Below are 21,320 nucleotides of genomic sequence, written 5' to 3'. Positions count from 1 at the left end.
TCCAGCAAGATATCCGGCAAATTGTTACGGAGCAGTTTTCGGAGTACAGGCACGGATGGGCACTTGCCTACATACAATAAACAGACCGCAAGCCCGGTAAGTAACAAAGGCCGGTAAGTTCGCAACTACCTCAGGAGGTGTCATCCGTGCCCGGACTATTTAGCGCTATCGCTCTGTTCATCAAGGAATTGACGCTACTCGTTTCCTACGTGAAAAACAACGCCTTTCCGCAGCCATTGACTGAGAAAGAGGAAGCTCGACACCTAAAGCTTTTTGCCGAAGGCAACGCACACTCTCGTAACACACTCATTGAACATAACCTACGGCTGGTGGCCCATATTGTGAAAAAATTCGATAACACCGGTGAAGATTTGGAGGACCTTATATCCATCGGCACCATCGGACTGATCAAGGCCATCGAAAGCTTTCAGACCGGGAAAGGCACCAAGCTGGCAACATTTGCAGCCCGTTGTATAGAAAATGAAATCCTGATGCATTTACGATCCCTGAAAAAAACACGCAAAGACGTATCACTTCACGATCCTATAGGGACTGATAAGGAAGGCAACGAGATTACTTTGATTGATATCCTCGGCACCGAGGCGGACGATATTGTAGATAAAGTACAGCTCAAAATCGAGAAGAGTAAAATCTATCGCAACCTGGATATTTTAGATGAGCGTGAAAAAGAAGTAGTTATTGGTCGATTCGGCCTGGAAGCCGGAGGTGAAGAACGTACACAGCGGGAAATCGCCAGAGAGCTGGGGATTTCGCGTTCGTATGTGTCCCGCATTGAAAAGCGTGCATTAATGAAGCTGTACCATGAATTTTACAAGCAGAAGGGGTAATGGATAAGGAGATATATGAACCCACTTGAGGCCCTTTACAGGGCCTTTTTAGGTCTTTTTCATAATTCAATTACTTGCTTCTTTACGCTGAAAAGCGCTAGGGAATTTTCCTATAAGTGTGGTTACTCGTTCAGCTAGTTGGCTCTCTTGGATTGAATTTATTTCCCTACATATTCATCCAAAAAGTGATCTACTCTTTTGAAATATTCAGTGGGGTAATGGTTGATGGCATCGATGTGCTCCGTATTTTGCGGGTACCATACTTCTGCTTTTGGGTTATCTTTTAAGGACTCGTAAATAATTTCTGTATTTTTATAACTAATTTGCTGATCTCCAGTACCATGAATGAGCATAACTGGCTTGTCTTGCATCTTTTTTACCGCATCCATAGGAGATATGGAATCAAGATCAACCTTAAAGGCCCAATTTGCCATCCATGTCGATGTATAACTGAATGGAAACGCAGGTAAACCTGAAAAGAAGGGCAAACCCTCTCTCAGAAATAGACCAGCATTACGAAAAGGACTATCCGCAATTACGGCTTTGATGTCATCACTTTCACTTGCGGCTAGCAAAGAAGTAGCAGCACCCATTGAAAAACCGATAACTCCAATGTTATCACCCGTATGGTCTCTCGATTTTAAATAGCTTACAGCTCCTAGCAAATCATATTTTTCATTGAGGCCCAGCGTAATCAAATCACCATCGGACTTACCTTGTGAACTGAGGTCAAATGCCAATACATTGTAGCCTTTCGGAACGAAGTGCTCTACTAACTTTTGGGTCCGCCCTTTGACTAAACGATTGCTCGTATATCCATGGACGACAATAATCGTTTTACTACTTGATTTACCAGAAAGACCACTTGCAGGAAAGAAGGAACCTCTAATCGTATTATCATTTTTTTCACTCTTGAACTCGACCTCTTCATAGGGAGTTTTATCGATATTCAATCCGTAGCTGACATTAGTGTCTCTAGGATGGTGCAACAAGGTGTCTACTACTTTATAAGATATAAAAAATACAAGAGCCGTCACAAGCAAAAGCACGATCCCTAGGCTCCATAAAATTTTCTTTCGTTTTTTCACACGAACGTTAAATGTCAGATCGGGTTGTAATGATGCTTGACTCATTCAGACTCCTCCAGTTTTTCTTTAGGTTGTATGGGTGCGAACAAATAAAAGGCATGCCCCTTCAGATTTTCCCACTCGGGATGATGAATAATACTTTCTCCAAGAGTTAAGCCCACTCCATTTAAGAAAGAGATATAGGCACGAGAGATCATTGCTGGAGAAAAGCTTTTGTTGAATTCTCCCATTAACTGTCCCTTGGCATAGACGCATTCGATCGCATCTGTCATTACCTTTATACTTTCAAGGACCTTCTGTGTAAGTTCGGGGAATTTTACTCGTTGTCCTAAGACAGATTGAACAAGCCGCAATTCATTTATATAGGAGTAGATATGGTTGAATTGTTCTGTCACCATGCTCTTAATCAATACGCCCGGCGTCCCCTCTTGTTGTAGACAAGCAAGCGATTTCGCCTGAATATCAGCCAGCGGCTCAAGGACAGCGGCGTAGTATAAAGCTTCTTTGCTGGGGAAATATTGAAAAATGGTTCCAGGAGTCACTCCCACACTCTGCGCTATGATCGCCGTTGTGGTGTTAGAATATCCACTTTCTGCGAACAGGACAACAGCTTCTTCTAGGATACGTTTACGCCGCTCCAGTCTTTTTTCTTCATTGATGGGTCTTGCCAAATGTATTCCCCTCTCTTTAAATTAATTAAATGATCGATTATTTAATTAATAATATATCTTAAATTATGACATATAGCAAGAGTGATTTTATCTTACTTACGAGCAGGATGAACCTCAACATATAAAAATAAGCCGGAGGCTGCTCAACATGCGCCTCCAGCTTGTTTGTTAGGTTATTTTGGATGAGTACACGCTCCGCCTTTCTTAAATTAATAAAACAATGAATATTTGGAGGATCTCATATCCTTCGGTACCATCGGCCTGATGAAGGACATTGAAAGCTTTCAGACTGGGAAAGGCACCAAGCTGGCAACATTTGCAGCCCGTTGTATAGAAAATGAAATCCTGATGCATTTGCGATCTCTGAAGAAACACGCAAAAACGTATCACTCTTACGGAACGCGGACGTAGAGGCGAGTCAAAATTTTCGTACGATGACTCTACGAGGAAATTTGTTTATACTTTAACTACTTAATAGGAATACAATGGATATGAGGTGGAACTAATGATTCTGGTAAGTTCGTGTTTGGCAGGCATGAAGGTACGATATAACGGGACGGATAGCCTGGATGTACATATTCAGAAGTTGGTAGAGGAAAAGAAAGCTGTGACAATCTGTCCTGAGCTTTTGGGGGGCTTTGTGACTCCGAGAGAGCCTGCTGAGATTGTTGGAGGGACAGGCGAGGATGTGCTGAACGGCACAGCTAAGGTGGTCGAGTTTTCAGGCAACGATGTCAGCGATATGTACATTAGGGGTGCGTACGAAGCCTTGAATATAGCCAGAGAGGTTAACGCAACGCATGTTGTTTTAAAAGAAAACAGCCCGTCCTGCGGATCAGCAGCAATATATAATGGGTCATTCGAAAATCGTAAAATAGCTGGTAACGGGGTAACCTCGGCTTTGTTAAAAAAGGAAGGATTTAAGGTCATATCGGAAGAACAAATTTCGGATATTTTCTTGGATTAGAATATGTAATGGTAGATCAAGCGCCTTGCTAGCTTACAGGCTTATACCTGCGAGCGCAAGACGCTTGTTTGTGCTGTGTGATGCTATACGATTAGACATCATATTATTTAAGCTTTAATGCAAGGATTCCCAGGTATTCCTTGAGGGCTGTTCCGGTTGTAGACATGGCCCCAGCAGACGGCGAGAGTTTGCCAGCATACAGTGACAGCTCTTCACTTGCCAGATAGTCGGTAGGATAAGCTACGACCTGCATGTCTGCACGCTGAAATTCCAGTGCAGCACGTGGCATATGGAAAGCGGAGGTCACCAGAACAGGCCTAGTGAGTTGATGTTTTTTTAAAATTTGCGATGTATATACGGCATTTTGCTGTGTGTTCAAAGAACGGTTTTCGATCAGAATGTCCTTTGCCGGAATACCGAGTCCTAGCAACTGCCTTTGTGCAATATTCGCCTCATTACCACTGTCTCCAAACACTTGCCCGCCGGAGAAAAGAATGGGTAAGCCTGTTGCTTCATGCAATCTGGCCGCAGTGAGCAGTCGATTGGCCGCAGATCCTAGCAGATTACCTTGTCCATTGATGTCGGGGGTTCCTTCTGTGGCTCCGCCCCCAAGTACGACAATGACATCGCCTTGAATGGTACGGGGCTGTGGGTACTGTTTTTCTAAGCTACTGATTAACAAATCTCCAGCCAAATTGGTCGAGGAAACATACAGCAGCAATGTGACAAGAAGCAGTACGACCGCAGGTTTACGTGCCCTTTTCCATAGCCAAATCACGAGCCCTGCCATCACGAGGATGAACAAACCGGGAGGGAGCACAAAGCTGTACAAAAATTTGATAATATAAATCAAGTGCAGACAACCTCCTATCCTTATAAGCCTTATCTGTCTTTTTGGTATATTGTAACATAGGCAACTGACTGGATTCCTCTGTCCGAAGATATGCCTCGATGAACAAGCGGGCATGAAAGGTGAGCTTTCCACTACATATTTTTTGTTTGATAAAGTTGTTCTGTAGGCGTAGTATATAAAGTCTAGTGATTTTTTTCATAGAGGAGCGATAGCGTCATGGGAGAGTTAACGACAGCCAAGCGGATGATGATGATCGCGCTACTGGTTGTATTGTGGGGCATTTCTTGGCCCATTTATAAAGTTGCATTGGAATTCACACCTCCACTATTGTTTGCAGGACTACGTACACTGCTGGGCGGTCTGCTATTGGGAGTGATTTTAGTACCGAGATGGAATCGCATTCGTTGGAAAGAAAATTGGCGGGTGTATGCTATTTCAGGTATTTTTAACGTGGTATTGTTTTATGGTCTGCAAACGGTGGGACTGATGTACGTCCCCTCTGGCTTGTTTTCTGTGCTGGTATATCTCCAGCCTGTACTGGTCGGCATTTTTGCATGGATGTGGCTAGGGGAAGCGATGTCCAGACTTAAAGTGCTTGGATTGGTCATCGGATTTTTGGGCGTTGCGGCTGTCAGTGTCGGCGGATTTTCAGGACATGTGGCTGTGGCAGGTGTAATCCTCGCCATTATTACAGCCGTGAGCTGGGCATTGGGAACGGTATATGTGAAAAAGGTAAACCAGCGTGTGGATTCGCTGTGGCTGGTTGCATTTCAATGTACACTGGGAGGCATCGTGCTGACGGGAGCTGGAACGGTGACGGAAAGCTGGGCGGATATCGTATGGAATGTCCCGTATGTGTCAGGGCTGATATTCGGCACGGTGCTGGGAATTTCACTTTCCTGGTTACTGTATTTCACACTTGTTAACTCAGGCGATGCGAGCAAGGTTGCATCTTATACGTTTTTGGTGCCTGTGATCTCGGTGTTTGTCAGCTCGTTGGTGCTGGGCGAAGCGATCACGGCTTTCCTGCTGATCGGGTTGATCTTAATCGGGCTTAGCATTTATTTGGTTAATCGCAGAGTGAGAGTAGTACGGCAAGCTTGAAAATAGGATATGGTACAAGCAAGGACTCTGCGCAGGTAGCAGGGTCCTTTTTTAGAGGATTTTAACACCTGTCCGGCGAATTTTTAGGAAGAATGAAACGGGTTCGGCTGAAACGAATTTGATCTATAAGGAGGGGGTCAAGCATGATCCAGCTTCAAAATGTCAAACGGTATAAGTCTGCCAAGCGGATAATAGTTGCATTTGTTTTATTGGCAAGTGTGGCAATCGGACTGAACGATGGAGAGTTTGCTCAGGCAGCGGGAACTTCTGCATCTATAAAGCAAGGTCAGAGAACTGCAAGTGTCCGTGTTTATTTTAACGGAAATATGATGTCGTTTCCCAAAGGAGAGTCATTCATAAACAAGGGACAGGTCATGATTCCTATTACAGATGCTGCTCTGCCAGGAATAGCCACGGATTATGACCCCAAAACACAGACGCTTACACTTACCAATGGTATAGCCAGTCTGGGTTCCGGTCGAATAAAGGCTAACTCCAATATAGGTTTTGTACATAACAGGAAGGTTACTTACGACGTTTCAGCCAGTAGCATTCGTGGAACGCTTTATGTTCCTCTGGCATTTATCAGTGATGTGGTCGGAGGCAAGCTCGAATGGAAGAAAAACGAACGAATGGCTAGCATAAGCTATCCTCAGTTGGTTGGGGAATCGGAGGAAAGCAAGGGCTATTTGCTGGATGCAAGCAGCGGAGTATTGTACCATAAAGAGGATGGCGGCCGTATCCGTGCGCTTAGTCCAACAAATATTAAATTGAAAGAAGATTATTTTGGCATGACGAAAATCATATCAACCAAGGTTACGGAGGATGCAGATTTGGTTACGGTATGGCAAGCGTATGGCGAGCCCATGATTAATGACGATTTTTATACGCTGTTCGTCCAGAAAGGCAAGGTACTTCGTCAGGCAAAGGCTCATTATTGGAATTTTAATGCCAACAATATCAAGCTTTATAATGGTAAAGCAGTCATGAACGATGGACAGACCGTTCGCCTGATTGGCGCTAATGGTTCTGTAAAAGAAATATGGAATATGGGGAAGCTTTCCGGTCGTTTGAAGGACAGCTTTGCGGTGGAAGGCATGGGCGAGGGGTTTATTCTTGCCAGATCGAATGATGAGGGCTTTTTAATATTAATTAATCTTAAAACCCACCAGTCATTGTTGGTGTATGAGTTGCTTCAATTAGCTCCTGAGCAACTGAACGGATTCAGGGAAGATGGTATTAAGTTTATCGGTCAGAACAAAAATGACGGTGAACTGCGCTTCGAGCTACATGATAGTAAAGGACGGCCTCAAACGTTCAAATATGCTTTGTGAATGGGTTTAAGGCGTCGATCAGACGCCTCATATTACATAAAACTTCACAAATATCCGAATTGTTCACTCCTCAGGTCACTCCTTTGTTCATGAAGCATGAGAGGCTTCACTTTTTATTTTGAATGCGCTTACATAAAATATAGTTATACGGCGGCAGTGCTACAAACCTTGCTGTCGGCAACGTATACAGAGGGGGAGTGACTCACATTGAATCAGCCTATGCCCAAAAATTCTGCAATGCTTACAGCGGATTCCCGCCTGAACGGTAAGAGGCTGGGAACGGGTAGAAAACACGGTTTTTTCTATGAACTGTTCCGCAATCGAGTATTATTTCTGATGTTGTTGCCCACTTTAATTTTTTTCTTCATTAATTCCTACATTCCTATGGTGGGTATTTATTATGCATTTACCCAGTTCGACTTTAATACCAGTCTGTTTGATGCCAAGTTCGTCGGACTCCAAAATTTTCGCTTTTTATGGCAATCCGGCACGCTGACAAAACTGACATTGAATACGGTCGGATACAACGCAGCGTTTATTTTACTTGGTAACGTGTTAGCGATTGTTCTCGCTATTTTACTAAATGAGCTGCGAGGCCGCTACTTTAAAAAGATCGCTCAATCTGTGATGTTCCTGCCTTATTTTGTTTCTTTCGTTATTCTAAGTGTCATCGTGTATAACATATTTAATTATGATAATGGTTTTCTGAATACGCTGCTGCTGCAACTTGGTGGTGAACGCGTGGATGTATACAACAAACCATGGGTATGGATTTTCCTGATTATCCTGTTCTATTTATGGAAAAATCTTGGCTACAGTATGGTGATCTATCTAGCAGCGATTACAGGTATCAGTGACGAATATTATGAGGCAGCTAAAATGGATGGAGCCAACATTTTTCAACGAATCTGGTACATTACCGTTCCTATGCTTAAATCGACATTCGTTGTGCTGCTGTTGTTTGCGCTTGGTAGTATTATGAAAGGACAATTTGATCTTTTCTATCAGTTAATCGGCAACAATGGGGTGCTGTACAATACGACGGATATTTTGGACACTTATGTGTACCGATCGCTGAAAGTGACTTTTGATGTGGGTATGGCTTCGGCGGCAGGCGTATACCAATCATTGTTCGGCTTTGTACTGATCATGACCGTGAACTATATCATCCGTAAGTTGAACGACGAGTATGCCTTATTCTAGAAAGGAGGACCCAAACGGATGGCGATCAAAGAGGATGTATACACTCGAATTTTTAAAATTATCTCTTATGTGATTATCATTATGGCTTCCATTGCTTGTTTACTCCCGTTCCTACTTATTATTTCGGCTTCACTGACCAGTAATGAATCGATTATCAGGGATGGATATCACTTTATACCACAGCAATTCTCACTGGAAGGTTACCGGACGGTGTTCACCTTTCCTGAAGAGGTGTTAAGGGCGTACGGGGTGACGATTTTTACCACGGTTGTAGGTACGACGTTGGGCCTGTTCCTGATGACGATGGCAGGATATGTGCTGGCACGCAAAGATTTTAAATACCGCAATGCGTTTTCCTTCTATATTTACTTTACGACGCTGTTCGGGGGCGGGTTGGTACCTTGGTACATTATGCTGACGAAGTATTTAGGATTGCTTGATACGTATACAGTGCTTATTTTTCCGGGATTGATGACTCCGTTTCTGATCATTTTAATGAAAAACTTCATTCGTTCTTCCATGCCGGAAGAGCTGTTCGAGTCCGCTAAAATAGATGGTGCAGGTGATTTTAAAATTTACTATCGAATTGTACTGCCTTTATCCACACCGGGTATTGCCACTGTGGGGCTGTTTCTGGCCTTGGCTTACTGGAATGACTGGTTCTCATCCTCACTCTTTATTAACGATCCGCATAAATACCAGTTGCAATATTATCTGTATAATGTAATTAACTCCATGCAATTTATCGCTCAAATGGGTGCAGGTACTGGCGTATCCCTTTCCAGTGATATGCCGACAGAATCGACGAAAATGGCAATGGCGATCGTGGTTACTGGACCCATTTTGCTGCTGTACCCGTTCATTCAGCGTTACTTTGTCAAGGGGCTGACCATTGGCGCGGTAAAAGGCTGAAGCGACACTAACGGGCTGAGATGGCATAACGTGCTGACGGTATGCCATCAAAGCAGCACTTTTTGTAAGCGTTTTATTTAAACAGACTACCATTTCAAAGGGAGGATTCACATGACATTCACAAAGAAAAGAAAACAACGCATGTCCATCCTGATTGCAGTAATGGTCATCATGGCGCTATTAGCCGGATGTGGAGGCGGTAGCGGAAACAGCGCACAAAAAGCAAATGGAGAGGATGATAAATCCCAAAAAGTGCAGCTGCAATTTTATATGCTGGGTGATGCTCCTAAGGATCTGTCTACCATTGAGGCAGAGATTAATAAGTTGGCGGAAAAAGATCTGAATGCCACCGTCAAATTTAACTATACGACGTGGACAGACTGGGATCAAAAATATAAGCTGTTATTGTCTTCGGGTCAGCCTATCGACCTGATATTCACTGCAGATTGGACGCAGTATCAGGCCTATGCCAAGAAGGGCGCATTCCTGCCGCTAGACGATCTGCTGCCTAAGGCCGCACCTGCCCTGCAAAAATTTGTGCCTCAGGACATGTGGGATGGAGTTAAAATCGGAGGCAAAATTTATACCGTGCCTGGCACGTATAAAGAGTATGTCACTAACGGCTTTGTATGGCGTGAGGATTTACGAGAGAAGTACAATTTGCCTAAACCGACAGATATCAAAAGTTACGAGGCTTATATGGATGGGATACGTCAGCATGAACCAAATATGAAAACCGTATCTCTGAACAGCGATATCAAGGGAAATCTACATGACCGATATACCGAATTAGTAACGAAGAGTATAGGTGCCTTGCCTTATGGCATTGGTATTAAATATGAAAAACCAACAGAGGTTTATAAATTTTGGGGCTCGGATGAGCAAAAAGAAGAGCTGAATACTTACAAACGCTGGGCCGATAAAGGATTCATTCCCAAAAATGTATTAAACGTAAAAGATACGCTTCAGGATCAAGTGACTTCTGGTAAAGCAGCGAGTATTTTCGGTGACAATCCAACCCGGTTTAATGATATGGTCATTAAGCTCAAAGCATCTCACCCGGACTGGAAGCTCGAGTATTACCCATTCCCTTTGACGACAGGTTATGCAACTCCAGTGCATCCGATTCATAACGGCTTTGCAATTCCAAAAAGCAGCCCAAATCCGGCGCGCGCATTAGCTTTTTATGAAAAGCTTGTGACGGACAAACGCTATAACTTGCTCACGCAATATGGTATTGAAGGCAAAAACTACGAAGTCAAAGATGGTTACTACCATATGATAGGTAGCGGCAGTTCTAATGGATTTTCACGCGAAGGTATGAACAGTTGGGCTTGGCGTAACCCGGAATATATGCTGTTTGATTCAGGCTTTGACCGTGTGAAAAAGATTTTTGCTGAGCTGGATAAAATTCAGAAGCCTGACCTGTTTACCGGCTTTGCAGAGGACTACACAACCTACCAAGCAGAAAAAGCAGCTCTAGAACAGGTTGAGAAGCAATATCTGTATCCACTCCAAGCTGGACTGATCGACAATGTAGATCAAGGCTTGCAGACCTTCTTGCAAAAGGCAAACCAAGCTGGTTTGGAGAAAATTCAAACCGAATATACAAAACAATGGGAAGCTTATGTAAAGGAGAAGGGGATTAAATAAAACCTAAAGAATTGTGATAAAGAAGAAAAGCAAGTCTCCAGAAAGTTGGAGGCTTGCTTTCTTGATGTCAGTTTACTTATTGCGCATTTGCTCTAGAACGGCGAAAATCTGTCGGTGTTACGCCCAAGCTACGTTTGAACATGCGATGGAAATAAGAGCTGCTTGCAAATCCGGTTTGTTCTGCTACGTCAGCCACGGACCAGTCGGTCTGTTCCAGTAACTCACAGGCCTTGCGAATACGGAGTTGTTGGATGACGTCCACGATAGTAGACATGGTCTGTTGCTTATATAGCCTGCTGACATAGATCGGCGACATATCCAGCTCTTCCGCAATCTGATTGAGACAAAAATTGGGATCCGTATAGGCCTGCTCCATTCGTTCATTAATTTGTCGCACCAAACGTTCCTGTTTCGTGTTTCGTTTTTCCGATAGACTGGAGCGAATATGATCAAAGACCAATTGATAATGATCAATAAGGTTTTCAGCGGTCTCTAACCGATCTGCGGATGGTAATTCAGGTTTAGATTCTATAGCAAATCCATTGAGCTCACTGATATGCCGAACAGCATTATTCACACTCATGATGAGCCGGGATATCGCCTCTCGAATAGAGGAAAACGGATATTTTTCCATATGCATCAATAATTCTTTGATCATACTGTGTGCATCCTCCGTATGACCAGACAGTAGCATATCCAGCATTTTTTTCTCTTTATCGGCTGGATATACGTAAGTATTTTGGATATCTTCGTCTGTAGTGTTTTGCGCATTAATAATGCAGCCATGTCCCTGAAAAAATCGGTGCATAGATGCGTCTTGTACCTGGCGGTACAGCAAATGTAGCCGTTCTGGTTGACTCGTGATGGCACTGTAAGTCAGTGAAACGCTCAGCTTCAAATATTCAAAGCAAGCTTCGCGTATTTGGCGTAATAAAGTTTCTAGTAGTACAGTGTCTGTATGTTCTGCGGGATCGAGAATGTTAAGCATCAGCAGTACACTGTCCTCATCCATATCAACAGTCTCCACCCGGTACGTCTGTCCGCATATTTCAGAAGCAATGTTCATAATTGCAAACTTATAGGGTAGCAGATCAGGTCCACGTTCGCTTTGCCATCGGGTATATTCATCTATGCGTAGCAGCACAAGGCGGTAGTCTTTGTCGAACTGGAACGTAATCCCAAGCTCGCGCAATCGTTCCGGTTCTTCACTGGCAGGGATATTTTGAATTCCCCGAATCACATTTCTTAAAATGTTTTGCCGGATCGTGTACATACTGTTTCGTTTCTCCGATTCCAGTGAATTCATATGCACAACGATTTGGCCAATAGGCGTATACAGCATTTTGGACAGCAGCCACGAAGCCACGAATCCTGCCAATGCAATGATGGCGGCTATCAGTAACATCGCATTACGAATAACACTCGCCATTTTGATAACGCTTTCATATGGTGTGACACTAATATACTGCCAACCTAGTCCGTCCGGGGAGGTGTAGGAAATGAGTGATCTTTTACCATGAAAGTCTTCTACAAAATAGCCTGTTTCTTGTTTTTTGACTCTCGTATGCAACCATAGCTGCTCTTTTTCGTTCAAAGTTTCGTCTGTCAATGTTGTACCAGACAACAGCCTGCCCTGATCGTCTAAAATATAAGCGGTCCCGCCTGAGATTGGATTCGCCGCCATTTCCTTGTTCATCCAGGCCGCCGACACATTCACAATCACAGCCGAATTTATCGCTTCGTTCGAGTTAATTGCGTCATAACATAAATACGTATAGGCTGCGATATCTGGGCTTGCTTGCTCTACTCCAGCTCTGGAGTCTGAGGCAGTCAGCAGCGGATACGTGCGTGGAATAGGCGTAAAGGGTTTATAGTCCTGATAATGATCCAGTACGCGAATGATATCTGTATCAGCCAGTTCATGTTTGCTAAATAACCCGTTTTGACCTTGTGAAGACGCAATGTAGAAGGTGCCGCTTTTAGGGTTAAACACGTAGATGGATTCGATATACGGCATGGAGTTAAGATAATTGTTCAATTCGGTCATGGCGGCGGTTACATCATATACATTAGGTTTGGGATAATACAACAACTTGGATAGGGTACTGCTGCGATACATTTGGAATGCCAACGATTGAGCGATAGATGTCATGTTAATAACCTCTCTGCTTCTCAACGTCAAGCTGTTGTGATTGGCCTCGAATGCCTGCTCCTTTTCCACACGAATATAGTAAAAATAATACACAGTGGTGGATACCAGCAACGTTAGCGTAATACATAACGTAATGCTGACCAGCAATTTGCTGTGAAGCTTATGATGCTTTTTGAAATTGCTCATTTGAACAGGCCTCCTGTCTGTGTGCACGTAGCTGTAAAGTACACCCTATTTATGTATTCATTATACGTGTGATCTTGTGAACAGGACAGTGAACAAACCGATTCTTTGTGAAAAATAATGATTTTTCGTTAAGCAGCTAACCCGTTGGTCAAGTACCGATTTCTAGGTTGAGCCGGAAATCCTTCAGCTAATCTCTTGTTATTTGCATGCCAATGTTTTATATTGACATAATAGTAGGTCAAAAATAAAAGAGGTGAACGGACGAGATGAGTCCACGCACGAAGGAACAAAACGAAGAGATTCGACTGCGGCGTCTGGAGCAAATCCGGAAATCCGCTGCCGATGTATTTTTGAATAAAGGGCCTTTACTGGAAATCCGCGATGTGGCTGCGCAGGCAGGACTCGGCTATGGCACGGTATACCACTATTACAGCAATAAGGGCAATTTGCTCTACGATCTGCTATGGGATGCGTTGGAGCGGGCCGGGGGATGGCTGGAGGCCTCGTTAGAGGCTCCGCTGAAGGTTCCGCCGGAGGTCCCGCACGTTTCGGCTTCGGGGGAGGCGCCGGCGGGCGGGCATTTTGGCTTGGCTGATGCGGCGGACACTGGGAACTTGGCTGTCGCAGAGCTTGGCCCCGTTGCCGCTGCCAGCGTCCGGCTGCTGCAGCTTTGGGCGGAGGACCACGCCCTGTACCTGCTGAATAAGCTGGCCGGTGAGGGCTTTGCCTCGCTACCTGAAGCGCGCTCGGCCCCGCTCTCGGCCGCCTTTCTCCGGGAGGTGCTCGCGCCGTTTGCCGCGCTGCTGGAAACCGGGTGTGTGGCGGGCGGGTCTACCGCTTCCGGCGAAAACGCGACGGAGCCGTCGTATCGGCTACAACGCGCGGAAATGCTGCTGGCCGCTTTGGTCGGTTGCGCCGCGCTTTCGCTTCGCCGCGGAAAGCTGCACGAGGAGGCCAGGGATATCGTCCGACTTTTAAAATTATAGAATGGATAAGGAGCGAACAAACAAAGATGATTATTTTAAAATCACCTAGGGAAATCGAAGAGATGAAGCCGGCGAGCCAAATCGTTGCGGACTGCTACCGCGAGGTGGCCAAACTGATCGAGCCTGGGATCACCACCCGGGAAATCAATGACTTTGTTGCCAGACACATCACCAAGCTGGGCGGCAAGCAGTTTACGAAAGGGTACAACGGTTTCCCCGCCGAAACCTGCATTTCGGTCAATGATGTGGTGGCTCACGGCATTCCTTCGAACCAGATGCTTATGGACGGCGACTTGCTGAAGCTCGACATCGTCGTGGAATACGGCGGATGGTTCGGCGATTCGTGCTGGTGCTATGCGGTGGGCAATATCCGGCCGGAGGCGCAAAAATTAATGAAGGTGACAAAGGAATGCTTGGATCTGGGGATCGCCCGGGCCCTCCCTGGGGGCCGGCTCGGCGACATAACGTCGGCGATTCAACAGCATGCGGAAGCGAACGGGTTTTCGCTCGTACGCGATCTGCTGGCCCACGGGATCGGACGGAGCCTGCATGAGGAGCCGAGCTACGAGCATATCGGCGTAGCCGGCAAAGGCATTCGGTTAAAGGAAGGCATGGTGTTTACGATTGAACCGATGGTCAACGAAGGTACGTTTCGTATCACGATCGACGACGATCAGTGGACGGCGAGGACGGCCGACGGCAAGTTGTCAGCGCAATATGAGCATACGATCGCAGTCACGCCGGACGGACCGCTGATTTTAACGGCCCAGTAAGAATAAAGGCGAACGGACGGGAATGCGTCATTTCAGGAAATAAGTCGCCAACCCGGCCTGTTTGGCCTGACGAAAGTTCGTAATCCGAAACCACGAAAAAGCGCTGGGCCTACCTGGATCAGCGCTTTTTTTGCCTGGTTTGAAACTTTTACCGATTTACGGAAAACCGTTTCCCCGGGGAAAATGGCCTAGAAGTAAAACACTCCCATTAGCCTAGGGGATCGATCCTGAAATAACGTAAGCAAAGAGAGGCAGTACTTCATCAGTCTGGAAATTGAACGTTACCTTTAACGATATAGGCTTGGCCTGTGCCACTTTCCGCTAGAGCTGGGATGGTATCGTTGAGCACGGCACCACGAATGTCCGTAATCCTTATTTTCAGAGGCTGTTTTCCTAAGTTGGTACCCAAAAAGTGGTTGTAATCCTGTTTTTCGAGATTGAGCCATTGTCCGTTTTGTTGGACTTCCATCTTCAAGACCGGATATTTATGATTGCGTACTTGAATGGCTGCCCACCATTGGCTGCTGCCTTCTTTGATACGGTAGGAGACATTGCCGCTAACAGGAGCTTTGACAACTTTCCACGAAATATTAATTTTTCCGTCTAATTGATTGCCAATCAGGTTGAACGCGTTCGGGGACAGATCGAGTGCGCCACTTGGACCTTCGGGGTAAAGATCAGTTACATATACGGTTGTTTTCCCTTTGGGACCTTGAACTTCCAAATAGGCTCCGGCTAATGCAGCTTTGATTCCGTTATAATTCAGTTGTGTGCGGTTAAGCGCTGTGATTTTGGCATCCGAAGGGATGGGATCAAGTAGTAATGCCCCTCCAGAGTAACCTGATCCCGTATATGTGGCGTAGCCTGTGTATGTATCATTCCAAGCAGCTGAAGCGGGAAGGGCGAATAATACAAGACTTAACAACGATGTCAGACCGAGGGTTTTGAACTTTCGGAACGTCGATTTTTTTTGCATAATCATTTCCTCCTTATTCATTTAATAGATTCATATAGTAAATATAAACACTATATTACCTAATATTTCAAATTGTACAATAGGACTTTAAGGCAAAAAGAAAATATTGAAGATGTTTGTCAACTTACTCATAGGCCATATGTCTTGTTTTTTTGAATATGGTTGAACAGTGCTCTTTTTCGCAGAAAGTTTGCAGGGCAGCCGATAAGTTCAGGAAGATGTATCCTTTATAACACAGGACAGGGCTGACTGGAGAGTAAGGACAGAGGAGGGGGTTAATAATAAGGACGAATGTCTTCTATGCACCGCCAGTAAAATACTTTAGAGCGATTAAACTAGGACTTTTGAATGAAGTCTTTTAAATAGAATAAGCGAACTATTGTTCTCCTTTTGTTTGTCGTATACAATCGAATCATGCTGATTCAAATGGAGTGATGTTGAACTCTGTTGTATGCTGCAACGAAAGGATGTTTTGCACCATGATGGGAAGAGCCCATTTGATTATTGGAACCGGGGTCTCCCTGTCGGTATTAGCTCTAAGTGGATACGAAGTGACCCCGGCTGCCGTGGCAGCTGCTGTGGTCGGTTCACTGTTGCCGGATATTGACGAGCCTAACTCCATGCTCGTGAGCCGTGCGCTGCCAACCAAAATGCTTAGATTCGTACAGCTTCTAATGATTGGGGCTGCTGGTTGGGTATTTTTCACCCGTTTGGCTCCGCCGCCATGGAATCTTGTTCTGGCTTTGCTGATGATTAGTGCTTCTTTTATGCCTTCACGATCCATGCGCAAGGTTATTATCTTTCTAATTGGTATCGGCCTCGCCTGGTATGGAGAATCATATGCACCGTGGAATTATATCGCTGGGTGTCTGCTGATCATTTGTACGCTAGTCCCACACCGGGGGTTAACTCATACGGTATACGGGACAGTCGCATGGACTGCGCTGCTTTATGGTACAACACGTTTGCACGGTGACAGCATATGGCTGGCTGGAGGTATGGCGTACTTGCTGCATTTACTGGCAGATTCCTTGACGAATAATGGAATTAAACCTTTGCCGCCGTTCAAATGGAAGCTGCGATTTAAATTGATGAGTACCGGAACCCGGAAGGGAGCTAAGGTAGAAAACGTCTGCATTGCTCTAACTGCTGTACTTGTAGTGATTGCTTTGCTTCGTTATAAGCATTTGATTTGAAATGTTCTATCTTTTGTTTCTATTAAATTAAAAAAACAGTCAATGCACGTTGTACGTGTCTTGACTGTTTTTTATAGATAGCGATTCTCTATTACACCTTAAGCTCGTTCAATAATGGTATTCAGCGTTGTACGATCCAGGTTTTGAACCAGCTTGATGATCAGCTCTTTGGCTGCATCATAATCATCAGTGTGAATAATAGACGAGGAAGTATGGATGTATCGTCCACAGATGCCTATGACGGTGGATGGCACGCCAATTCCGCTCAAGTGCACTTGGCCTGCATCGGTTCCCCCTGTGGAGATGAAATATTGATACTTGATTTTGTGAGTTTCCGCCATGTCTTGCACGTATTCCACAATCCCGCGGTGTGTAATCATACCCGGATCAAATACCCGCAGCAGTGCGCCTTTACCGAGGTGTCCGTAAGCATTCGGGTCACCGCCCATATCATTGGCTGCACTGCAATCCAGTGCAAAGAAAATATCGGGCTGAATCAGATTGGCCGCTGTGCGTGCACCACGCAGTCCCACTTCCTCTTGAACAGTGGCCCCCGCATACAATGTATTGGGAAGCTTGTCTTTTTCTTTATGTAACGCTTCAAGCAGTTCAATAGCCAAGCCTACACCGTAGCGGTTATCCCACGCTTTAGCCATGATTTTTTTAGGATTTGCCAGTGGTGTAAAATCACAGATTGGCGCTATGGCTGTTCCTGGTACGATCCCCAGATCCTGAGCTTCCTGTCTGCTGTCTACGCCAATATCCAGATACATATGCTTGATGTCCATAGGTTTACTGCGTTGCGATTCATCCAGCAAATGAGGCGAGACAGAGCCAACTACACCGATAACTGGGCCTTTTGGAGTCAATACTTGAAGACGTTGTGACATGATGGCTTGGCTCCACCAGCCTCCAACCGGCTGAAAACGAATCATTCCATTTTCCGTAATACCATTCACGATAAAACCTACTTCATCCAGATGGCCTGCCACCATTACACGTGGTCCACTCTCTTGACCGCGTAGCACCCCAAAAAGACTGCCCAATCGATCTTGCACGATTTCATCGGTATAGCCGGATATCCGTTCCTTAACCCATGCCCGTAACTCTCGCTCATGCCCAGGAATGGAAGGAAACTCCGTTAAGGTTTTAAACAATTCCAATGTTTTTGATTCCATGATGTATACCTCACTCCTTATTAATTAACCAGTGGTCGTCATGTATTTAGTATGAATGGATTTGTACGGAATGTCCACGATATCATTTTCCTGACATAACATTTCTCCAAAAAGCTCATAATGAAAAAGACCCAAGCAATTCGAACCGCTAAGCGCGAAAACTTACAGATAAGGGGTGGTGAATGATGCCAGCTAAATCCGGGCAGCGCGGTTTTCGTACCAATACGTCGCCGCTGTCCATAAATGAGAAGGACTATCAGAATATTTCACAAAAGCATGAGCCCTCGAGAAAAGTATTTGCCAATTGTGTGCGCGCTTTTCTGGTTGGAGGCGGGATCTGTGTGATTGGACAGGCGATTCAGGAGGCTTTTATGGCAGGGATGCACATATCAGCCAAGGAGGCCGCCCCGCCGACCTCATCTATGATGATCTTGCTGGCGGTCATATTAACCTGTATCGGGGTTTACGATAAGGTTGCCCAATGGGCGGGAGCGGGAACCGCTGTGCCAATTACAGGCTTTGCTAACTCCATGTGTTCGGCTGCATTGGAATATCGTTCTGAGGGGCTGGTGCTCGGAGTGGGCGCGAATATGTTCAAACTGGCAGGCTCGGTTGTCGTATTCGGGGTGGTGGCTGCATTTATCATAGGCGTTATATATGCCATCCTTGGTGTAGGAGGCAATCACTTATGAGAAGACAGGGAGGACAAACCTGGAAGTTTGAATCGAGACCACGCATCATTGGAAGTGCCACTGTTGTGGGCCCGGATGAAGGAGAGGGGCCGTTGTCCACAGATTTTGATTATATTTATGACAATATAGAAATCAACGAGAAAACGTGGGAAAAAGCGGAACGTAGATTGATTGAGCACTCTACAGAGCTGGCGCTAATTAATGCCAATTTGAACAAAGAAGAAGTGCAGTTTTTTATTAGTGGTGATCTGATGAATCAGATTGTCAGTAGCTCCTTCTCGGCTAGCAAGCTGGCCATTCCCTATTTGGGTGTTTTTGGAGCATGCTCAACATCCATGGAAAGCTTAGCCTTAGCCGCACTTATTGTGGACTCAGAGGCCGGTGACTACGTGATGGCGGGTACGACTAGCCATAATTGTACTGTGGAAAAACAATTCCGCTATCCTAATGAATACGGATCGCAGAAGCCTCCTACGGCTCAGTATACTGTTACCGGTTCCGGCGCCGCAATAGTGGGCCATGCCAAGTCAGGGACGGTGGTGGATTGTGCTACCATTGGACGTGTAATGGACATGGGCATTAAAGACCCCTTTAATATGGGTGGAGCCATGGCTCCCGCGGCTGCGGATACGCTGTTGTCTCATTTTCGAGATACTGGCCGTGACCCTAGTTACTATGACCTCATTGTAACGGGCGATTTAGCCTCTGTGGGGCTGCCGATTGCCAAGGAGTTGCTCAAAAAAGATGGGTTTGATATGAATCAGACGGAATTTAATGATTGCGGTTTACTGATTTACGACATTAATAAGCAAAAGAAAGTCATTTCAGGAGGCAGTGGTTGTGGCTGCTCGGCTGTTGTAACCTACGGGCATTTGTTGAAGCGGATCGAAAAAGGAGAGCTACAAAAGGTACTGGTGGTGGCGACTGGAGCGTTATTATCTCCTTTGACTACACAGCAGGGTGAGAGCATTCCTTGTGTTGCACATGCTGTAGCTTTTGAGGCGGGAGGAACAGTATGATATTTCTATGGGCTTTTTTAGTGGGTGGTGCCATTTGTGTCGTGGGCCAATTGATGATGGATGTGTTCAAAATGACGCCGGCACATACGATGAGTACGTTGGTAGTTGCAGGTGCAATTGCTGATGCTGTTGGGATATACGATCCGCTTATTAAATTTGCAGGGGCGGGTGCGACCATTCCAATTACCAGTTTTGGTAACTCACTTGTACACGGCGCATTAACCGAATTGGAGAAGGACGGATGGTTGGGTGTCATTACAGGGATTTTTAGTCTGACAAGTGCAGGGATTTCCTCTGCGATTATTTTCTCTTTTCTGGCATGCTTGTTTGTTCGTCCAAAAGGAAGCATATAAAAGCAGCGTACTTTAGATTTGACATCGTAAGATAAATAATTGTATACATGTGCCCTTCGGATCTAATGACCGAAGGGTTTTTAATTGTTCTGCACATGAGAGATCGAAAGAAGGATGGAGTTTGAATAATATGGGCAGGGGGTTAAGTGTACTCTGTGCCTACCTTCATGTACAATAATAGGAAACAGGTTGCTATCTAGGAGGTTTACAGAGCTATGTCCGTACGTCAAGAATCTGTGCAGATTGTATCTGCAATCCGTTCTAATCTGGAATCATGTATATTAGGTAAATCCTTTGAAATAAAATTACTGCTTACGGCTATGCTGGCGGGTGGACACATTCTGATCGAGGATGTTCCGGGTACGGGAAAAACGCAAATGATCAAGGCTCTTGCCAAATCCATGCGCGGTGATTACCGCCGTGTTCAATGTAATCCTGATATTCTCCCGAGTGATATTACAGGGGTATCCATATTTCATCCACGGGACGAGCGTTTTTATTTCCGTCCGGGTCCTGTGATGACTAATATTTTGCTGGCGGATGAAATTAACCGAGCGACGACGAAAACCCAGTCAGCTCTGCTGGAGGTTATGGAGGAACGCAGTGTGACGGTGGATGGGGACACTCATATGTTGCCTCATCCTTTTATGTTGTGTGCGACACAAAACCCGATTGATTTTGAAGGCACTTATATGCTGCCGGAAGCACAGTTAGATCGTTTTATGCTCAAAATCAGCTTGGGTTATCCTGATATGGAGACGGAGCGAAACATGCTGCTCCATCATCAGGCAGGCCAGCCAGCAGATCGTCTGGAGGCTGTAGCTCATATGGAGCAGATTGCTGACATCCAGCAGGAAATTAGAGGGATTTATATGGACAAAGCAGTGACGTCCTATTTACTTGATATCGTACGTGCGACAAGAGAACATCCATCTGTGCTGCTGGGAGCTAGCCCTCGGGCGGCGCTTGCTTTTGTAATGGCTGCGAAGGCATACGCTTTTCTGGACAACCGTGACTATGTGCTGCCTGATGATGTGAAGGCGCTGGCACCTTATGTGCTAGCGCATCGTTTGTTGCTGCGTCCCGAGGCGCGCCTGGATAGTTCCAATGCCCAGTCCGTGCTGGAGGCTGTCCTTCGGCAGGTACATGTACCCGTACGAATGGAGCGTCCTTAGG

General features: G+C 45.4%; 20 protein-coding genes and 1 pseudogene. 15 read left to right on the top strand and 6 right to left on the bottom strand.

The annotated features are described in order from the left end of the window. Window positions 1–146 precede the first annotated feature (146 nt). The gene (sigK, locus tag MLD56_RS17320) at window positions 147–848 is read left to right on the top strand and encodes an RNA polymerase sporulation sigma factor SigK (protein ID WP_013311218.1); all 702 of its coding nucleotides are present in this window, start codon (window positions 147–149) and stop codon (window positions 846–848) included. A gap of 158 nt (window positions 849–1,006) precedes the next feature. On the opposite strand, the gene MLD56_RS17315 is transcribed toward sigK, so the two are convergent. Then, window positions 1,007–1,981 (bottom strand): alpha/beta hydrolase, encoded by a 975-nt coding sequence (locus MLD56_RS17315; protein ID WP_029515398.1) that lies wholly within the window; start codon window positions 1,979–1,981, stop codon window positions 1,007–1,009. Continuing rightward, entirely contained in the window at window positions 1,978–2,607 is a 630-nt protein-coding gene (locus tag MLD56_RS17310) for a TetR/AcrR family transcriptional regulator (protein WP_029515397.1), read from the bottom strand. Before MLD56_RS17310 ends, MLD56_RS17315 begins: the two co-directional genes overlap by 4 nt. Window positions 2,608–2,829: 222 nt before the next feature. Here MLD56_RS17310 and MLD56_RS17305 point away from each other — a divergent pair. Together MLD56_RS17305 and MLD56_RS17300 are read left to right on the top strand one after the other, a co-directional pair. After that, window positions 2,830–2,988 (top strand): annotated as a pseudogene (locus MLD56_RS17305) (sigma factor); the annotation flags it as partial. A gap of 124 nt (window positions 2,989–3,112) precedes the next feature. Then, a complete protein-coding gene (locus MLD56_RS17300) occupies window positions 3,113–3,574 on the top strand; it encodes a 2-thiouracil desulfurase family protein (RefSeq protein ID WP_049816884.1) in 462 nt (153 codons plus the stop codon). Window positions 3,575–3,677: 103 nt separating this feature from the next. On the opposite strand, the gene MLD56_RS17295 is transcribed toward MLD56_RS17300, so the two are convergent. After that, entirely contained in the window at window positions 3,678–4,427 is a 750-nt protein-coding gene (locus MLD56_RS17295) for a YdcF family protein (protein WP_029515396.1), read from the bottom strand. A gap of 216 nt (window positions 4,428–4,643) precedes the next feature. Between MLD56_RS17295 and MLD56_RS17290 the strand changes: the two genes are divergently transcribed. From MLD56_RS17290 to MLD56_RS17270, 5 genes are all read left to right on the top strand, one after another. Further along, window positions 4,644–5,531: a DMT family transporter gene (locus tag MLD56_RS17290; RefSeq protein WP_029515395.1), complete on the top strand. Its 888-nt coding sequence runs from the start codon at window positions 4,644–4,646 to the stop codon at window positions 5,529–5,531. 143 nt (window positions 5,532–5,674) lie between these two features. After that, window positions 5,675–6,865, top strand: coding sequence for a copper amine oxidase N-terminal domain-containing protein (locus tag MLD56_RS17285; RefSeq protein ID WP_029515394.1), 1,191 nt, complete (start codon window positions 5,675–5,677; stop codon window positions 6,863–6,865). 207 nt (window positions 6,866–7,072) lie between these two features. Then, window positions 7,073–8,068 (top strand): ABC transporter permease, encoded by a 996-nt coding sequence (locus tag MLD56_RS17280; RefSeq protein WP_029515393.1) that lies wholly within the window; start codon window positions 7,073–7,075, stop codon window positions 8,066–8,068. 18 nt (window positions 8,069–8,086) lie between these two features. After that, the gene (locus tag MLD56_RS17275) at window positions 8,087–8,980 is read left to right on the top strand and encodes a carbohydrate ABC transporter permease (RefSeq protein WP_029515392.1); all 894 of its coding nucleotides are present in this window, start codon (window positions 8,087–8,089) and stop codon (window positions 8,978–8,980) included. Between the two features lie 111 nt (window positions 8,981–9,091). Then, entirely contained in the window at window positions 9,092–10,633 is a 1,542-nt protein-coding gene (locus MLD56_RS17270) for an extracellular solute-binding protein (RefSeq protein WP_029515391.1), read from the top strand. Between the two features lie 76 nt (window positions 10,634–10,709). Here MLD56_RS17270 and MLD56_RS17265 read toward each other — a convergent pair whose 3' ends face one another. Continuing rightward, window positions 10,710–12,971, bottom strand: coding sequence for a helix-turn-helix domain-containing protein (locus tag MLD56_RS17265; protein WP_069010441.1), 2,262 nt, complete (start codon window positions 12,969–12,971; stop codon window positions 10,710–10,712). Between the two features lie 266 nt (window positions 12,972–13,237). On the opposite strand from MLD56_RS17265, the gene MLD56_RS17260 reads away from it, so the two are divergent. Continuing rightward, window positions 13,238–13,957 (top strand): TetR/AcrR family transcriptional regulator, encoded by a 720-nt coding sequence (locus tag MLD56_RS17260; RefSeq protein ID WP_241113378.1) that lies wholly within the window; start codon window positions 13,238–13,240, stop codon window positions 13,955–13,957. A gap of 26 nt (window positions 13,958–13,983) precedes the next feature. Next, on the top strand, window positions 13,984–14,730 hold the full coding sequence (gene map / locus MLD56_RS17255) for a type I methionyl aminopeptidase (protein ID WP_029515388.1): 747 nt from the start codon (window positions 13,984–13,986) through the stop codon (window positions 14,728–14,730). Between the two features lie 262 nt (window positions 14,731–14,992). Here map and MLD56_RS17250 read toward each other — a convergent pair whose 3' ends face one another. After that, complete coding sequence (locus tag MLD56_RS17250; protein WP_029515387.1) at window positions 14,993–15,706, bottom strand: expansin ExlX; 714 nt, start codon at window positions 15,704–15,706, stop codon at window positions 14,993–14,995. Window positions 15,707–16,185: 479 nt separating this feature from the next. Here MLD56_RS17250 and MLD56_RS17245 point away from each other — a divergent pair, with 479 nt between their 5' ends. Next, window positions 16,186–16,902 carry a metal-dependent hydrolase gene (locus MLD56_RS17245; RefSeq protein WP_209949476.1) on the top strand — a complete coding sequence of 239 codons (717 nt, stop codon included), beginning with the start codon at window positions 16,186–16,188 and terminating at the stop codon, window positions 16,900–16,902. A gap of 98 nt (window positions 16,903–17,000) precedes the next feature. Here the strand turns inward: MLD56_RS17245 and MLD56_RS17240 are convergent, their stop codons facing one another. Next, window positions 17,001–18,080 carry a M42 family metallopeptidase gene (locus tag MLD56_RS17240; protein WP_029515385.1) on the bottom strand — a complete coding sequence of 360 codons (1,080 nt, stop codon included), beginning with the start codon at window positions 18,078–18,080 and terminating at the stop codon, window positions 17,001–17,003. 185 nt (window positions 18,081–18,265) lie between these two features. Here MLD56_RS17240 and spoVAC point away from each other — a divergent pair, with 185 nt between their 5' ends. The 4 genes from spoVAC to MLD56_RS17220 all read left to right on the top strand — a co-directional run bounded on the left by spoVAC (window position 18,266) and on the right by MLD56_RS17220 (window position 21,319). Continuing rightward, window positions 18,266–18,772 (top strand): stage V sporulation protein AC, encoded by a 507-nt coding sequence (gene spoVAC, locus MLD56_RS17235; protein WP_029515384.1) that lies wholly within the window; start codon window positions 18,266–18,268, stop codon window positions 18,770–18,772. Further along, complete coding sequence (gene spoVAD / locus MLD56_RS17230) at window positions 18,769–19,791, top strand: stage V sporulation protein AD (RefSeq protein WP_029515383.1); 1,023 nt, start codon at window positions 18,769–18,771, stop codon at window positions 19,789–19,791. The genes spoVAC and spoVAD overlap by 4 nt, the downstream gene beginning before the upstream one ends. After that, entirely contained in the window at window positions 19,788–20,144 is a 357-nt protein-coding gene (spoVAE, locus tag MLD56_RS17225; protein ID WP_013311204.1) for a stage V sporulation protein AE, read from the top strand. The genes spoVAD and spoVAE overlap by 4 nt, the downstream gene beginning before the upstream one ends. Before the next feature lie 215 nt (window positions 20,145–20,359). Beyond that, complete coding sequence (locus tag MLD56_RS17220; protein ID WP_029515382.1) at window positions 20,360–21,319, top strand: AAA family ATPase; 960 nt, start codon at window positions 20,360–20,362, stop codon at window positions 21,317–21,319. The last annotated feature ends 1 nt before the right edge of the window (window position 21,320 follow it).

Origin of the sequence: Paenibacillus peoriae (genome assembly GCF_022531965.1) — a bacterium.
In the GTDB taxonomy this organism is placed as follows: Bacteria; Bacillota; Bacilli; order Paenibacillales; family Paenibacillaceae; genus Paenibacillus; species Paenibacillus polymyxa_D.
Note: the sequence above shows the minus strand (reverse complement) of the source record. Positions and strands in the feature narration are given on the sequence as shown.

Bases quoted from the DNA above. Each gene is read 5' to 3' on its own strand.
- MLD56_RS17285 (WP_029515394.1), top strand. From the start codon at position 5,675: ATGATCCAGCTTCAAAATGTCAAACGGTATAAGTCTGCCAAGCGGATA.
- MLD56_RS17245 (WP_209949476.1), top strand. From the start codon at position 16,186: ATGATGGGAAGAGCCCATTTGATTATTGGAACCGGGGTCTCCCTGTCG.
- MLD56_RS17220 (WP_029515382.1), top strand. From the start codon at position 20,360: ATGTCCGTACGTCAAGAATCTGTGCAGATTGTATCTGCAATCCGTTCT.
- MLD56_RS17275 (WP_029515392.1), top strand. From the start codon at position 8,087: ATGGCGATCAAAGAGGATGTATACACTCGAATTTTTAAAATTATCTCT.
- MLD56_RS17315 (WP_029515398.1), bottom strand. From the start codon at position 1,981: ATGAGTCAAGCATCATTACAACCCGATCTGACATTTAACGTTCGTGTG.
- spoVAE (WP_013311204.1), top strand. From the start codon at position 19,788: ATGATATTTCTATGGGCTTTTTTAGTGGGTGGTGCCATTTGTGTCGTG.
- MLD56_RS17290 (WP_029515395.1), top strand. From the start codon at position 4,644: ATGGGAGAGTTAACGACAGCCAAGCGGATGATGATGATCGCGCTACTG.
- spoVAC (WP_029515384.1), top strand. From the start codon at position 18,266: ATGCCAGCTAAATCCGGGCAGCGCGGTTTTCGTACCAATACGTCGCCG.
- MLD56_RS17270 (WP_029515391.1), top strand. From the start codon at position 9,092: ATGACATTCACAAAGAAAAGAAAACAACGCATGTCCATCCTGATTGCA.
- MLD56_RS17300 (WP_049816884.1), top strand. From the start codon at position 3,113: ATGATTCTGGTAAGTTCGTGTTTGGCAGGCATGAAGGTACGATATAAC.
- MLD56_RS17260 (WP_241113378.1), top strand. From the start codon at position 13,238: ATGAGTCCACGCACGAAGGAACAAAACGAAGAGATTCGACTGCGGCGT.
- MLD56_RS17240 (WP_029515385.1), bottom strand. From the start codon at position 18,080: ATGGAATCAAAAACATTGGAATTGTTTAAAACCTTAACGGAGTTTCCT.
- spoVAD (WP_029515383.1), top strand. From the start codon at position 18,769: ATGAGAAGACAGGGAGGACAAACCTGGAAGTTTGAATCGAGACCACGC.
- map (WP_029515388.1), top strand. From the start codon at position 13,984: ATGATTATTTTAAAATCACCTAGGGAAATCGAAGAGATGAAGCCGGCG.
- MLD56_RS17265 (WP_069010441.1), bottom strand. From the start codon at position 12,971: ATGAGCAATTTCAAAAAGCATCATAAGCTTCACAGCAAATTGCTGGTC.
- MLD56_RS17250 (WP_029515387.1), bottom strand. From the start codon at position 15,706: ATGCAAAAAAAATCGACGTTCCGAAAGTTCAAAACCCTCGGTCTGACA.